14 protein-coding genes are annotated in these 14,634 nt (G+C 33.4%); 7 read left to right on the top strand and 7 right to left on the bottom strand.

The window, feature by feature from the left end:
- A complete protein-coding gene (locus N4T77_RS03500; protein WP_261670354.1) occupies positions 1–1,203 on the top strand; it encodes an MFS transporter in 1,203 nt (400 codons plus the stop codon).
- A 267-nt stretch (positions 1,204–1,470) separates the two neighbouring features.
- On the top strand, positions 1,471–3,543 hold the full coding sequence (locus tag N4T77_RS03495; RefSeq protein ID WP_261670353.1) for an MASE3 domain-containing protein: 2,073 nt from the start codon (positions 1,471–1,473) through the stop codon (positions 3,541–3,543).
- Positions 3,544–3,596: 53 nt separating this feature from the next.
- Here N4T77_RS03495 and N4T77_RS03490 read toward each other — a convergent pair whose 3' ends face one another.
- The 5 genes from N4T77_RS03490 to thiS are packed head-to-tail and all read right to left on the bottom strand — an operon-like array spanning position 3,597 to position 7,132.
- Positions 3,597–4,181 (bottom strand): thiamine phosphate synthase, encoded by a 585-nt coding sequence (locus N4T77_RS03490; RefSeq protein WP_261670352.1) that lies wholly within the window; start codon positions 4,179–4,181, stop codon positions 3,597–3,599.
- Between the two features lie 9 nt (positions 4,182–4,190).
- A complete protein-coding gene (gene thiH, locus N4T77_RS03485) occupies positions 4,191–5,345 on the bottom strand; it encodes a 2-iminoacetate synthase ThiH (protein WP_261670351.1) in 1,155 nt (384 codons plus the stop codon).
- Positions 5,346–5,347: 2 nt separating this feature from the next.
- The gene (locus tag N4T77_RS03480) at positions 5,348–6,115 is read right to left on the bottom strand and encodes a thiazole synthase (protein ID WP_261670350.1); all 768 of its coding nucleotides are present in this window, start codon (positions 6,113–6,115) and stop codon (positions 5,348–5,350) included.
- Between the two features lie 15 nt (positions 6,116–6,130).
- Positions 6,131–6,934 carry a sulfur carrier protein ThiS adenylyltransferase ThiF gene (thiF, locus tag N4T77_RS03475; protein WP_261670349.1) on the bottom strand — a complete coding sequence of 268 codons (804 nt, stop codon included), beginning with the start codon at positions 6,932–6,934 and terminating at the stop codon, positions 6,131–6,133.
- Between the two features lie 3 nt (positions 6,935–6,937).
- Positions 6,938–7,132 carry a sulfur carrier protein ThiS gene (gene thiS / locus N4T77_RS03470; protein ID WP_261670348.1) on the bottom strand — a complete coding sequence of 65 codons (195 nt, stop codon included), beginning with the start codon at positions 7,130–7,132 and terminating at the stop codon, positions 6,938–6,940.
- A 428-nt stretch (positions 7,133–7,560) separates the two neighbouring features.
- On the opposite strand from thiS, the gene N4T77_RS03465 reads away from it, so the two are divergent.
- Positions 7,561–8,691 (top strand): tetratricopeptide repeat protein, encoded by a 1,131-nt coding sequence (locus N4T77_RS03465; RefSeq protein WP_261670347.1) that lies wholly within the window; start codon positions 7,561–7,563, stop codon positions 8,689–8,691.
- A gap of 150 nt (positions 8,692–8,841) precedes the next feature.
- On the opposite strand, the gene N4T77_RS03460 is transcribed toward N4T77_RS03465, so the two are convergent.
- A complete protein-coding gene (locus tag N4T77_RS03460; protein ID WP_261670346.1) occupies positions 8,842–9,735 on the bottom strand; it encodes a DMT family transporter in 894 nt (297 codons plus the stop codon).
- A 331-nt stretch (positions 9,736–10,066) separates the two neighbouring features.
- On the opposite strand from N4T77_RS03460, the gene N4T77_RS03455 reads away from it, so the two are divergent.
- The gene (locus N4T77_RS03455; protein ID WP_261670345.1) at positions 10,067–10,708 is read left to right on the top strand and encodes a flavodoxin family protein; all 642 of its coding nucleotides are present in this window, start codon (positions 10,067–10,069) and stop codon (positions 10,706–10,708) included.
- A 98-nt stretch (positions 10,709–10,806) separates the two neighbouring features.
- Here the strand turns inward: N4T77_RS03455 and N4T77_RS03450 are convergent, their stop codons facing one another.
- On the bottom strand, positions 10,807–11,778 hold the full coding sequence (locus tag N4T77_RS03450) for a helix-turn-helix transcriptional regulator (protein ID WP_261670344.1): 972 nt from the start codon (positions 11,776–11,778) through the stop codon (positions 10,807–10,809).
- A gap of 234 nt (positions 11,779–12,012) precedes the next feature.
- On the opposite strand from N4T77_RS03450, the gene modA reads away from it, so the two are divergent.
- The 3 genes from modA to N4T77_RS03435 are packed head-to-tail and all read left to right on the top strand — an operon-like array spanning position 12,013 to position 14,616.
- On the top strand, positions 12,013–12,816 hold the full coding sequence (gene modA, locus N4T77_RS03445; protein WP_261670343.1) for a molybdate ABC transporter substrate-binding protein: 804 nt from the start codon (positions 12,013–12,015) through the stop codon (positions 12,814–12,816).
- Between the two features lie 46 nt (positions 12,817–12,862).
- Positions 12,863–13,549, top strand: a complete 687-nt coding sequence (gene modB, locus N4T77_RS03440) for a molybdate ABC transporter permease subunit (RefSeq protein ID WP_261670342.1) — start codon at positions 12,863–12,865, stop codon at positions 13,547–13,549.
- Positions 13,550–13,551: 2 nt separating this feature from the next.
- Entirely contained in the window at positions 13,552–14,616 is a 1,065-nt protein-coding gene (locus tag N4T77_RS03435; protein ID WP_261670341.1) for a sulfate/molybdate ABC transporter ATP-binding protein, read from the top strand.
- Positions 14,617–14,634 lie beyond the last annotated feature (18 nt).

Here is a 14,634-nt window from a genome sequence, read left to right as displayed (position 1 = left end):
ATGAATAAATCTAAATTGTGGACTAAGAATTTCTTAATTGTATCCACAGCCAACTTTTTTCTTTATTTTACTTTTTACTTATTAATGGTGACCATCACCCTATTTGCAACGGAAAAGTTTCATGCCTCACCTAGTGAAGCAGGGCTAGCCTCTGGAATATTTGTCATAGGAATACTTATTGCACGTATCTTTTCTGGTAGATATATTGATCAAGTAGGGTGGAAAAAGATGCTTTATATAGGCTTTATTTTATTTTTGTTTACTACATGTCTATATGTTTTAGTTAATAGTATGGCATTTCTTTTGATTAACCGTTTTTTAAATGGAGCTGCAATGGGAATTGCCTCAACAGCAACAGGGACAATTGTAGCAAAAATTATTCCACAGGATCGTCGTGGTGAAGGTACCGGTTATTATGCATTAAGTGTTACTGTTGCTGCCGCAATTGGACCTTTTCTAGGGATGTTTATAGTTGGACATAGTACCTTTTACATGAATTTTGTTATATGTATTATATTTTTAGTATTTAGTTTTATTGCTGTGTTCTTTATAAAGATTCCAAGATTAGAATTTACCAAAGAGCAATTAGAAAAGAGAAAAGGTTTTTCACTGAAAAGTTTCTTTGAAATAAAAGCTATTCCCATTTCCATTATTGCTGCATTAATTGCTCTGGGCTATTCCAGCATTCTTACTTTCCTTACTTCCTATACTAAGGAAATTAATCTGGTTAACATAGGTAGTTTTTTCTTTATAGTTTATGCAGTGTTTGTTTTAGTCTCACGCCCTTTTACTGGACGATGCTTTGATAAAAAAGGTGAAAACTTTGTTATGTATCCAGCTATTTTATTGTTTGCTATAGCTTTAGTTATTCTTAGTCAAAGCCACAAAGGCTTCTCACTTTTATTAGCTGGAGCTTTAGTGGGGCTAGGATATGGTACTACTTCCTCTAGTGTCCAAGCGATTTCAGTAAAAGTTTCACCTAAGCACCGCATGGGACTAGCAACTTCTACTAATTTTATTTTTCAAGATTTAGGTGTAGGTCTTGGACCATTTATATTAGGTTACTTTGTGCCATTAATTGGTTATCGTGGTTTGTATATGATTATGGCAGTAGTGATATTTCTTTGTCTTTTCCTATATTATTTTCTACATGGTAGAAAAATAGCCTACATAGAGGAATCTGATGAGTCAGTGTCTGCCTAAAGACAAATCCTTCAAGGCTAAGATAAAAAGGAGTATATAAAATGTAAAAGCCAATGCTTAACAATACTAAGCATTGGCTTTTTGATATTTTCTTTTATTACAAAGTAGGATTTGTGAAAAATTTGAAAAACCTAGAATATAATGTTATAATATGAAAACAAAGTAAGATAATTACCTAATAATGGTTATTACTAAATAATAATCGTTAGTAAATAATTTTATTCTAACATTTATGTTATTATATAAAAGAAATGGAGTTGATTAAACATGGAAACTAAAATTATGGACAAAGATAAGGCCCTAGTTAAACCAGAGGTTTTTAAGAAAATAATTTTAGCAACCACATTAGGAGTAATCTTAATCTATATTAGCTTTATAAATTATTTATTGTTTCACACTGTTATTGAAGTAGCCACCGTAATCTTTTACTTTAGTGTTTCTATAATTGCTATAAATACCTACAAAATATCAAACAATAGTTATTTTACTTTCTTAGGAATTTCATTTGCTTTTTCTGGTTTCTTTAATCTGCTTCATGCTTTAACCTATAAAGGTATTGGAATATTTTATGGAGATACAGCAAATTTAGCTACACAACTATGGATTATTACAAGATTTTTACAAAGTGTCTCTCTTCTTATAGCATTTACTTTTATCGAGAAAAAGTTGAAGGAAAAGACTTCAATTCTAATTTACCTCATAATATCTATATTTTTATTATTGTCTGTATTTTTATGGGGGATATTCCCTGATTGTTATGTAACAGGAGTAGGATTAACTTTATTTAAAAAACTAGGTGAATACGTAATAGCATTAATATCAATAGCTTCAATTCTTATTTTAATGAAGAACAAGAAGGCCTTTGATAAAAGTGTATATACTTATATGATATTTTCTCTTGCAATAATGATTGTTTCAGAAATATTTTTTACCCTATATTCAGATGTTTTTGATATATCTAATATGATTGGTCATGTAATGTATGCAGTATCTTCTTACCTTATGTACAAAGTTGTAAGTACTATATGTATTAAAAATCCCTATGAACTTCTATTTTATCAGTTAAGTGAAACAAATCAAGCATTAAAGCTAAAAGCTGAAGAGTTAGAAAAATCTAATGAGAAATTAAAGATAGAAATAAGGAAACATAGAATTACAGAAAATGAGCTTATCATAAGTGAAAAAAGATATAAAACCCTTGTAGACAACTTACCTGATGCTATATTTGTTCATGTAGATGGAGAGATACAACTTGTAAATGACGAGGCAAAGAAGCTTTTGGGAGCATCAGACTCTAGTGAAATCCAAGGGAAGATGTTATCCAGCTTTATTCATAAAGATTATCACAGTTTGCTCTATAAAAGACTAGATAACTTAAAGGAAGAGTCAAGTATTGTGCCAATAGTTGAAGAGAAGTTTATCAAACTCAATGGACAAATTGTAGATGTTGATATTACAAGTACTTGTTCTGTAAAAGAAGGAAAAAATGTTGTTATTAGTGTTGTTAGAGACATAACTGAACGAAAATTACTAAACGAAGTAATAGAATACGATAACTTAAAAAGGGAGTTTTTTGCTAACATCTCCCATGAGTTTAGAACTCCTTTAAATATTATACATGCTACAGTACAATTTATAGAAAAATATATTATTGACGATTCCTCGGACAATACTAGAGAAAAACTAGAAAGAAATATAAAGTCAGTAAAGCATAATTGTTATAGACTTCTTAGGTTAGTTAACAACCTAATTGATAGTACAAAAATAGATTCAGGATTTTTAAAACTAAGTCTTACTAATTGTAATATTGTAAATGTAATTGAGGAAATAACTTTATCTGTTGCTCAATACGTAGAAACTAAGAAGGTTAGATTAGTGTTTGATACTGATGTAGAGGAAAAAATAATGGCCTGTGACATAGAAAAAATGGAAAGAATTATGCTTAATCTTCTTTCCAATGCAGTTAAATTCACAAATCCAGGAGACGATATATTTGTATTAATAGAGGACAGGGGAGAGAGTATTATTATATCTGTTAGAGATACAGGAATTGGAATACCAAAGCAAAAGCTTGAAGTGATATTTGATAAGTTCAGACAAGTGGACAAGTCCCTAACAAGAAATCATGAGGGCAGCGGAATGGGACTTTCTATTGTAAAAGCCCTTGTTGATATGCAGGGAGGTAAAATTACTGTAAACAGCAAGTATGGAGAGGGTAGTGAATTTAAGATGCAGTTTCCAACTAAAGTGTTGGATTTTAATGAAGCTGATCTTGAAATTGCCGCAGATAGTGATAGGATAGATCCAGTGCATATAGAATTTTCTGATATATATTTTTAGCAAAATGAGACAATAGGGGCTTGGGGGCAGAGTCCCCAAGCATATGTCCCTTTTTAAAAGTTAAAGCTCTCTGCAAGATCTAAAGGATTTAAGCAAGTCATTGCCTCACTCATTATGCAAACACCAGCTGCACCGGCATCTTTCACAGCCTTTACCTTAGTCTTTGTAATTCCTCCAATAGCAAATACAGGGATTACAACGGAATTACACACTTCTTTTAAAAATGAAATTCCTTTTGGAGGTATTCCCTTTTTACAATCAGTGGCAAATATATGTCCAGCAACCAAATAGGTAGCGCCTAATTTTTCTGCTTCTTTTGCCTCAGAGGTGGAGTGAATTGAAGCTCCTATATGAGTAAATTGATGCAGCTCCTTCTTATATATCCTTAAATCTGCCATTGATAAATGAATATAGGGTATTTTCATTTTAGCTGCAATCTCAATTTTTTCATTTATAATAAGTGGTACCTGATGAGTATCGCAGATACTTTTTACTTTTAGAGCCAAATTTTCATATTGGCACAGGTTTAAATCCTTTTCTCTTAGCATAATTCCCTTAGGTTTTCCTTTAGCTATTAAATTTATTTGTTTAAGAAAATCATCCCTGCAGAGTTTTCGATTAGTTACACAAATTAGCATATATTTCTCCTATATTCTGATATAGTCGGTATAGACCGGCTGCAATCCTCTGTCTAAAATCATCTGGTGTATTTCAGCAAGGCTGCGGGGATCAGAAATTTCAAATTGTTCATCCCCTTTTTGTTCCTCTTTGTGACCTCCTACTCCAACATTTACGCCAGCGGATATTTTTGTAGCAGCCATTCCTACAACGTTATCACGAAAACCAGCCCTTTCTCTTGTAGATATTGTAATTCCAGCGAAGGGCATAAACAAACGATAAGCAAGCATAACCTGCAAAAGCTGTTTTTCATGAACATCGTTAGGATTATTATCTGCATTGTTAAGGTAAGGTCTTAAACGAGGTACTGAGAAGGAAATCTCTGCATGAGGATATTTTTGCTGTATAAAAAAGGCATGTAAACCTGCTGCAAAGGCGTCCTTTCTAAAATCATCTAGACCAAGCAATGCTCCAAAAGAAACACCACGGATTCCTCCAAGAAGTGCACGTTCTTGGGAGTGAAAACGGTAGGGAAAAACTCGTTTTGGTCCCTTTAAATGAACCTGTTCATATTTATCTGTATTATAGGTCTCCTGATAAACAGAAACAAAATCTGCACCACAGTGATGTAAATAAGCATATTCCTCTGAGTTTAGAGGATAGATTTCAATACCAATGGTAGAAAAATATTTTGTAGCCAATTTAATTGCTTCGCCAATATATTCTACTCCAGACTTATGGCGGGATTCACCGGTGAGAATCAAAATTTCTTTTAATCCTGTAGAGGCAATTTCCTTAAGTTCCTCTTCTATCTCTTTTAAAGACAGCTTTCCACGATGGATTTTATTTTGACAGTTAAAGCCACAATATACACAATGGTTTTCACAAAAATTTGCAATATACAATGGTGTAAAAATGCAAACAGAGTTACCAAAGTGCTTCTTGGTCTCTAGCATTGATTTTCTAGCCATCTTTTCTAAATAGGGCATTGCTGCCGGAGATAATATGGCACCATAATCATCTATTGAGAGAGTATCTTTCAATAGAGCTTTCTGTACATCTATTTCGGTGTATTGATGGTAAGCATATTCTTCTACTAATCTTAAGACTTTGTCCATAATATCAGAGCTTATTACTTCCATGTCCTCTAGATATTCCATAGGGTTTGTTCTACTGACTTCCATAACTATTCCTCCAAAAATCCAGTTAAAGGACTAGATGCCTCTGCCTTAGAATCCAATACTCGTCCAGGGCCAGCAAGATAGGCTGCACGGCCTGCTTCAATGACTTGTCTAAATGCCTTTGCCATTAATGGAATATCTCTTGCTGTTGCAATTGCAGTATTGCACATAATTGCATCAACACCCATTTCCATGGCCTCACAGGCTTGTGATGGACGGCCAATACCGGCATCTACAACTATTGGTAAATCTATTTCATCTAACAGGATTTTTATGAAATCCTTTGTGCAAAGCCCTTTATTACTTCCAATTGGTGCAGCTAAAGGCATTATTGCTGCTGCTCCGGCATTTACCAGAGACCTTGCCACATTTAGATCTGGATACATGTAGGGCATAACAATAAATCCTTCCTTTGCAAGAAGTTCTGTAGCCTTTATTGTTTCATAGTTATCTGGCATTAGGTATTTAGAGTCATGAATTACTTCTACCTTTACAAAATCGCCGCAGCCCATTTCTCTTGCCAGACGTGCAATCCTCACTGCTTCCTCTGAATTTCTTGCTCCAGAAGTGTTAGGCAGTAACGTAATATTTTTCGGTATATAATCCAATATATTTTCCTCTCCACCTGTATTTGCACGGCGTAAGGCTAGAGTAATCATTTCTACTTCACCGCTTTCAATAGCTGCTTTTATTAATTCTAATGAATATTTACCTGAACCTAATATAAACCTTGATTTAAACTCATGTCCGCCAATTATTAAACTATCACCCATTTTCAACATCCTTTCCTATACATCATTTATTCCAAGTAACAATCGCAAAATCATGTTTGCTTGATGACCAGCACAGATCTGCACTCTTGGTGCCATCAATCCCTTTCCAATTCTTGCTCCATTTTCCAAGTCTCCACACATATATAAGCGATTCATTGGGTTTATTGTCTTAATTAAATTAGAACTATCATAGCCAGCCATACCAGAAGCAGAGACTATTTTAGTATCTGTAAGCTGTTCTAGTGCCACATTTACCAGCATTGATTTTGCATCAGCTTTATCAAAGGCCTCGCAAATAATATCATACCCACTAAAGAGCTCCTTAACATTATCCTCTGTTACTCTTACGTTTTGGGTTTCTACTTTTATAAAAGGGTTAATTTCCGCTATCTGTTTCTTTAAAGCCGTAGTTTTAGGCATTCCTAAATGGCTTATATAATAACTTTGTCTATTGAGATTACTTGGCTCAACAACATCAAAATCAACTAAAAGCAGTTGTCCCACACCTATTCTTGCAAGCATAACTGCAATATTAGATCCAAGTCCCCCTAATCCAGCTATGGCCACCTTGCCTTCCTTTAACTTTCTATGTACATTTGGAGTATGTCTTGCCATCATCATGCTCTCAAGTTCATCTTTCTTAGGCATAGTACCTTTGCATATTATGTTTAAAACATCATCTTCTGACACTTTGCAATCTTCATCTATTTGAAAACCATTGAGAATTACAATATCCTTTTCATTTCCCATTTGGTCTCTTAGTTCAAAGGCTGTTTTACACTCTAATTCAAATTTCTTTCCATTTACAGTTATTTTCATTGCTTAACCTCCTCCAACAAACCTAACAACTTCTATAGTATCTTCATCGTAAAGTTCAACATCTTTGTAAGTTGCCTTTGGAACAATTTTGCCATTCCGCTCAACTGCAATTTTACACATATCATAATTTTGAGCCTTCAGAAAATCATATAAACTTTGATTTTTCTCTAAAAAAATTGTGATTCCATTAACCTTCACTTTCTCACTACCTTTCTAAAATTTTAGACAAAAAAAGCACAAAATGAGACTTACACCCTTTCGGTGGTGTACCCCATTTTGTGCTTCTGTTGCAATTAATTGGATTATACTATATTCGTATATTTTGGTCAAGCCTTATCTTTAAAGAAATACTTATGAAAGGCAGTAAAGCTCGTAGTGCCAAGGAATTAATATAACTCACGGCTTTTAGTATGTTTGTTTTATAGTAGTAATATTGGAGAGGGGAAAATCTGTATCCTATAACCTTAAAGCTACATTAAAATATTGATTTTTGTAATATATTGAAAAATAATGTCTAAAAATATATAATTATTACATATAATTTAGCGTTAATTGTAATATATAGAAGTTTGCCATGTTTTAAACTTAATAAATTATGTATTTGAAATAAAGGTGGGACTAGATTGATGAATTTTAACTATGAGATAGACAAAATGAATCCTATTAATATCAGTGATGAGGAATTTAATGCACATGAGATTCCAAAGGCTATTCGTAAATCCATAGCTTTTTATAACAGGGCTATTAAAAGCTTAAAAATAAGATGTGTTGAGATGGCAATAAATGACCTGAAAAGGTCCTTATCTCTTAATCCGGATTTTCCTGAAGCATTAAAACTCTTAGGCCTTTGCTACTTTTATAAAAAGAAATATAGTAAGGCTGAGAAAGTTTTAAATAAACTAGCTAAATATGACATCTATACTGTATCAGCAAACAGGTATTTGCAAGAATTAAAAGGGGATGTAACTAGCGGAAAAGGTCTGGATACCATAAAAAATACTGATTTTGACGCTGATAACTATGTGAAGGGAGACAGAGTTTCAAGGTTATCTAGAAATAATAAAATAAAAAGGTCCAAGAATTCTGGAAGAAAGTATGCTGTATTATTTTTAGCCTTAGCTATAATAATCACCATATCAGCAGCAGCTTATAGTAAGTCTTCTGCTATTAAAAGTATTTTCAACAGTGCTGGTAAGGCTGAGACTAAAGAAGATAAGGAACTTGAAAAGCAGAGAGCTACAAGGGAAAAGAATAAAAGAATGGATGAAAAACAAAAAACACTGCAAAAGAATTTTCAAGTTACAAAGGAAGAACTTGACAACTATAATAATAAAACTATCCTTAATTCAACTTTAAATGATGCTGAAAAATTTTATTACGATGGAAATTATGAAAAGGCGTTGGATAACTTAATAATATTAAAGTCTTTAAAACTAGATGAGATGGAAAAGTCTAGGTTTGATAGACTATGGAATAGTATAAAGACAAATGATGTATGGACCATATATAACCAAGGTAATAAACTATATAAGCAAGGAAATTATCAAGAAGCATTGCCAAAACTTTTAAAAGTTGAACAGGTAGCACCGGAATTAGATATTATGCCATGGGTTCTTTACCAAATAGGAAACTGCTATAAAGAAGTTAACGATAACACAAAGGCTCTAACATTCTTTGAAAGAGTTAAGAGCGACTATCCAAATACTGAATATGCAGAATATGCTAGGGGAATGATTAGTGAAATAAATAATAAGTAACTTAAAAGACAGTGCTTAAAAAGTAAGCACTGTCAGACGAGACTGTCTCATAATGCATAAAGCTGCAATATGAAAAGTCCCTTCTCTATTTTTTAACTAAATTTTGTTTAAAAAGCAAAAGGTTTATAATGCTTAGTAATGTTATAAGATTTATATAAATAGCAGAGTAACTCCTATAAGAGCCACGACAGATCCAAAAATCTCCTTTGCCACTATCTTTTCCTTAAAAATCATAATAGAGGCAGGTATGATTAATATAGGTGTTATAGAGGTTATTGTTGAAACAATAGCTGTAGGTGCATGTTGAACAGCAAGTAGAGATAAGGATACACCAATAAAAGGTCCAAATATAGAGCCGACGGTTATATTTTTCATAGCCTTTTTATCCTTCATAGCTGTATAGACATTTCCCCAGTATTTTTTTACTGAAATAACAATACAAAAACCAAAGATTGCAGCTATAATTCTAATTTGAGTGGCAGCAAAAGGGCTGTAGTCACCCATTCCAAATTTACTGAAAACCAGTCCGAAAGCCTGTCCTAATGCACCTAGAAAGGCATAAGTAAGTCCCTTCAAAGGTCTGGAAAAAGTGATTTTTTCCTCATCAGAATCTTTAGTCAGTATTACAAGGGCAATGCCTCCAATAGTTGTAGTCATTCCTATAAAGCCTAATAGGGTTATTTTTTCTCCCATTAGAAAATAACCAGTAACAGCAGTTATTGGCGGAACTATAGACATTATAAGCTGTGATATACGGGAACCAATTTCTACATAGGCTTGAAACAAAAATAAATCTCCTAAAACAAAGCCTATTACTCCTGATAACAGCAGCCATAGCCAGGTGAAACCGGAAGCATCCGTTGGTAAAAGAAATCCTCTAGTGAAAAGGTTGTAAACTGAAAGCAGTACAAAGGCTATAAAAAGTCTTATTATATTTACACTGAGGGAACCAACCTTTTTCCCTGCAGACTCAAAGGCTACAGCGGTGATTGTCCAGCATACTGCTGTGGCTAAGGCAGCCAATACTCCTAAATGTGATTGCATAATAAAATTCCTCCATTTTTGATAAGCTTTAACTTCCTATTATATTTTAAGACCATAGCAAACATATGTCTATAACTTTGTTCATCTAAAAAGAATTTAAAATCTAAAGGGTTTAGGCAAGTCATTGCCTCACTCATTATGCAAAGGCCAGCTGCACCGGCATCCTTCAGCTTCTTTTGCCTCAGAAATGGAGTGAACTGAAGCTCTTATCTAAGTTAAGTTAGTTATATGGTAACTAAAAGGGTAGTATATATCAAAAAAGTGCGCACTATTACTAGAAATTACTTGTACTTATAATGGTAGTATATAATCTGTTAGGGGGAATTGAATTATGAAAGTAATAGGTATTAATGGAAGTCCAAGAAAGCAGTGGAACACTGCCACTTTGCTGAATAAAGCTCTTGAAGGCTCAGCGTCACAAGGAGCAGAAACAGAACTAATCCATCTATATGATTTGAATTTTAAAGGATGTACTAGCTGTTTTGCATGTAGGATAAAGGATGGAAAAAGCTATGGTAAATGTGCAATGAGAGATGATCTTACTGCGGTATTAGAAAAGATTCAGGAAGCAGATGCTTTGATTTTAGGTTCACCTATGTATTTGGGAGCTGTTACTGGAGAAACTAGATCATTTATAGAAAGATTAATGTTTCCTTTAGTAGAATATACTAAAAGTCCTAAGCTTACTCCTAAAAAAATGCCTACAGCCTTTATATATACTATGGGTGCGCCAGAAAAAATCCTCAAGGACATAGGTTATGATAAACAATTTGATGCTAATAAAATGATGCTAAAGAGGTTTTTTGGTGAGGAGTCAGAATATATGTATTCTGCTGATGCTTATCAATTTGATGACTATTCAAAGGTAGTTTCAGATATGTTTGAATTAGATGAAAAGATAAGAATACGCAAAGAAGTCTTTCCTAAGGACTGTGATAAGGCCTTCCATATAGGAGTGAGACTTGTAAAATAACTTTTACTTGAACAGTAATGGTATCAGGTACTACCTAAATGTTGTTGTTTTAATTCATAATACTTAGGTAGCACCTAACAATTTAAATATTCTTTAGTCTATAATTCAGCTATTAATTTTCCTGTTTCAGTAAGATCATATCCGCCTATTCCTGAAAGCTCCATTTTAAATTCTTCAGAACGAATAATATCAATTATTGCTTTGAAGGGTTTTTTGTGCATATCTTCTTTTTTCATAACTAATTCATATCTTTCCTTCTGTAATGGAATGAAATCAACTCCCTGTACCTGTTGACTGCTCTTTTCATTTCCTAATCCAATATCTGCTTCACCACGGGCAACAGTGCTGGCTACAGCTAGATGAGAAACACATTCTCGATGGTAGCCCTTTATTGTGTATCCAGGAACTCCAATAAGTCTTAGGTGTTCATCGAGAAGAACTCTTGAGCCACTGCCCTTTTCTCTATTAACTATATTAATATCCGGTCTTTTTAAATCCTCCCAGCCTTTAATACCCTTTGGATTACCTTTTTGTACGTAAAAGCCTTGGGTACGGCAGGCCAAGTGAATTATTAATGATGGAATACCAGGCAGCATTCTTCGTACGTAAGGTATATTATATTCATTAGAATCACCATCCCATAGATGAGAAGTAGCTATCTGCACTTTCCCATGATAAAGTCCAAGTAAGGCATTAAAACTACCTGCATAGGAACGAAGCACATGGATTCCTTGGGAATTAAGTTCTAAGTAACGAGATAGTATATCCAGAAGTACATCTTGGCCACAAATTACAAATTCATTGCTAGAGTATACTTTTGTATCATTGATAGAAAAAGCATATGAATTAGTGGCGGTGGAAATATTTTTTTCTTGAACATCGGTTTTAGTACCTCTTCTATTTTTAGTCTTATTTTTATAATCTTCCACATCTTTTACATCAATTCTAATTTTTTTTCCCACTTTATAACCGTTTAAATCTCCACGCTTTATTAATTCGTATACAGTATTTTTAGTGATTTTCAATATGTCTGCTACTTCTTGGGCAGTTAATGATGTATCTTCTAACATAAATAGTCTCCTTTCATTGGTACAATAACAAATTAATATATATAATTAAAACTTTATCAATGTAATTATATCATATATTTTCCAGAAATACTTGATTAAGTAACAGAATAAAATTATAATAAACATAACGTTACAGTACAAAACATAAATAATATTGGTTTATTAATATGTTATGTCATGTTATATTATGTTTTGTATACAATATATTTTAATAACTTTATTGGGGGGATTTTTGTGAAAGGGTTTAAAAAAACATTATTATCTACTTTGATTTTTGCAACTTTAGCTATGTCTGTTGGTTGTGGAAGTACTAATGCTTCAACAAGTCAGAGTAAAAATGAAGAAGCTGTAACTCTAACTATATCTGCTGCTGCAAGTTTAAAGGATGCAATGGGGGAGATAAAACAGTTATATACTAAAGAAAATCCAAAGGTTAAGATTACATATAATTTTGGAGGATCGGGGACACTACAGCAACAGATTGAACAGGGGGCTCCAGCAGATATATTTATGTCTGCAGCTGCAAAGCAAATGGATGCTTTAAAGAGTAAAAATCTTATGGAAGAGGGCACAGTAAAAAATCTTTTGCAAAATGATGTAGTATTAATTGTGCCTAAGGATTCAACAGTAGTTAAAGATTTCAATGGTATAGCAGGGGATAAAGTCAAGAAAGTGGCACTTGGTGAACCAAAAAGCGTACCAGTAGGTCAGTATTCACAAGAGATTTTGACATCTTTGAAAATATCTGATAAAGTACAACCAAAATCTATTTTTGCTAAAGATGTAAAAGAAGTTTTAACTTGGGTTGAAACAGGAAATGTAGATGCAGGCCTTGTTTATTTAACAGATGCAAAGGTTTCTGATAAAGTTAAAGTTGCAGCTACTGCGCCGGAAAGTTCTCATAAGCCTGTAGTATATCCAGTTGGTGTTGTTAAAGCAAGTAAGAATATAGAAACAGCAAAGGACTTTGTTAAATTTATGGAAGGTGATGAAGCTAAGGCTGTATTTGAAAAATACGGATTTAAGGTTGCAAGATAGAATATATAATTAATCTTTTGTGTTAATTTTGATGGAGGGACAAGACATGGGCTTTGATATTTCACCAGCAGTGGTTTCAATTAAAACCACCTTTGTAGCTACATTTATAACGTTTTTTATTGGAATTGCTGCAGCATATTGGATGACAAATTATAAGGGTAAGTTTAAGGTTATAATAGATATTATATTTACATTGCCCCTTGTTCTGCCACCTACAGTTGTAGGCTTCTTTTTGTTATTAATATTCGGCAAAAATGGACCTATTGGTAAGTTGCTTTTAAAGTTCGGAACTACTATAATTTTTTCATGGCCTGCTACAGTAATAGCTGCTTGTGTAATAGCTTTCCCTCTTATGTATAATACAACAAAGGGAGCTTTTGAACAAATAGACAATAATATTGTAAGTGCAGCAAGAACACTAGGAGTATCTGAGTGGAGAGTATTCTCAGAGGTTATATTGCCTTTAGCATGGCCAGGCATAGCAGCAGGTACAGTTCTTTCCTTCGCACGATGTCTTGGAGAATTTGGAGCAACCCTTATGGTGGCAGGAAACATACCACAAAAAACACAAACTATTCCTGTTGCAATCTATTTTGCCGCTGAAAGTGGGGAAATGGATAAGGCACTTATATGGGTTATATTAATCGTCGGAATTTCTATAACAGTGATGCTATTAATGAATTATTGGTCTGAACATCAAAGAAAATTCACAAGTGGTTTTAGGAGAAGATAAAAATGGGACTTTATGTTGATATTGAAAAAAAGCTGCCTGGATTTGATTTAAAAGTAAAATTTAATACTGATGACAATGTTCTTGGTTTACTGGGGGCTTCAGGCTCTGGAAAAAGTATGACACTTAGATGTATCGCCGGTTTAGAAAATCCAAGTAAAGGAAGAATTGTATTAAATGAAAGAGTTCTTTATGATTCAGAAAAAGGAATAAATATTCCAAGCCGTAAAAGGAAGATTGGCTTTCTATTTCAAAACTACGCATTATTTCCTAACATGACTGTAACTCAAAATATTAGCTTTGGAATAAAAAATCTATCAAAGCAAGAGCAGGCTAAAATAGTTGATGAGAAAATAGAAATGATGCAGCTTCAAGGACTTGAAAACAGATTTCCAGGCCAGCTTTCCGGAGGACAGCAGCAAAGGGTTGCTATTGCTAGAGCATTAGCTATAGACCCGGAAGCACTATTGCTTGATGAACCTTTTTCTGCTTTAGATAACTATTTAAGAGGTGAAATGGAAAAAAAGATTATTGATACCTTATCCCAGTACAAAGGTACTGCAGTATTTGTATCCCATAACATGGATGAGGTATATCGTGTTTGCAACAAACTAGTAGTACTTAGTAAAGGGAAGGTAGCAGCTTGTGGAAGTAGAGAGGATATATTTGAGAATCCGCCCACACTTTCAGCAGCACAGCTTACAGGATGTAAAAATATTTCTAGAACTAAACTAATAGATGAAAATACCGTAGAAGCTTTAGATTGGGGATGTACAATTAAGCTTAATAAAAAAGTAAGTGATCCTTTATCCTATGTAGGCATCAGAGCACATAATATTATTCTTACAGAGGAGCAGGGGAAGAATAATGTTTGTAAATGTCAAATAAATTATGTAAAAGAAAGTCCTTTTTCTGTTACCCTTTATTTAGACAGTGTTGAAGAAAAACCATATGTCAAAACTAAAAGTTTACAATGGGAAGTGTCAAAAGAAAAGTGGGAAACTTTAAAAAGATTACAACAACCATTGAATATACATATTAATCCGGAAAAAGTTTTTATGATTAAGTAAGAAAAGAGTTTGGAAATA

Origin of the sequence: Clostridium sp. CX1, from assembly GCF_025398335.1 — a bacterium.
GTDB lineage: Bacteria > Bacillota > Clostridia > Clostridiales > Clostridiaceae > Clostridium_AM > Clostridium_AM tanneri.
This window is presented reverse-complemented; position numbering and strand designations above follow the sequence as displayed.

What these genes read in the sequence shown, in the direction of transcription:
- thiH (WP_261670351.1), bottom strand. Translation starts at nt 5,345, where the DNA reads ATGGAAGTCAGTAGAACAAACCCTATGGAATATCTAGAGGACATGGAA.
- N4T77_RS03500 (WP_261670354.1), top strand. Translation starts at nt 1, where the DNA reads ATGAATAAATCTAAATTGTGGACTAAGAATTTCTTAATTGTATCCACA.
- N4T77_RS03450 (WP_261670344.1), bottom strand. Translation starts at nt 11,778, where the DNA reads ATGTTAGAAGATACATCATTAACTGCCCAAGAAGTAGCAGACATATTG.
- N4T77_RS03480 (WP_261670350.1), bottom strand. Translation starts at nt 6,115, where the DNA reads ATGGGTGATAGTTTAATAATTGGCGGACATGAGTTTAAATCAAGGTTT.
- N4T77_RS03490 (WP_261670352.1), bottom strand. Translation starts at nt 4,181, where the DNA reads ATGCTAATTTGTGTAACTAATCGAAAACTCTGCAGGGATGATTTTCTT.
- N4T77_RS03435 (WP_261670341.1), top strand. Translation starts at nt 13,552, where the DNA reads ATGGGACTTTATGTTGATATTGAAAAAAAGCTGCCTGGATTTGATTTA.
- modB (WP_261670342.1), top strand. Translation starts at nt 12,863, where the DNA reads ATGGGCTTTGATATTTCACCAGCAGTGGTTTCAATTAAAACCACCTTT.
- N4T77_RS03460 (WP_261670346.1), bottom strand. Translation starts at nt 9,735, where the DNA reads ATGCAATCACATTTAGGAGTATTGGCTGCCTTAGCCACAGCAGTATGC.
- N4T77_RS03455 (WP_261670345.1), top strand. Translation starts at nt 10,067, where the DNA reads ATGAAAGTAATAGGTATTAATGGAAGTCCAAGAAAGCAGTGGAACACT.
- thiF (WP_261670349.1), bottom strand. Translation starts at nt 6,934, where the DNA reads ATGAAAATAACTGTAAATGGAAAGAAATTTGAATTAGAGTGTAAAACA.
- N4T77_RS03465 (WP_261670347.1), top strand. Translation starts at nt 7,561, where the DNA reads ATGAATTTTAACTATGAGATAGACAAAATGAATCCTATTAATATCAGT.
- N4T77_RS03495 (WP_261670353.1), top strand. Translation starts at nt 1,471, where the DNA reads ATGGAAACTAAAATTATGGACAAAGATAAGGCCCTAGTTAAACCAGAG.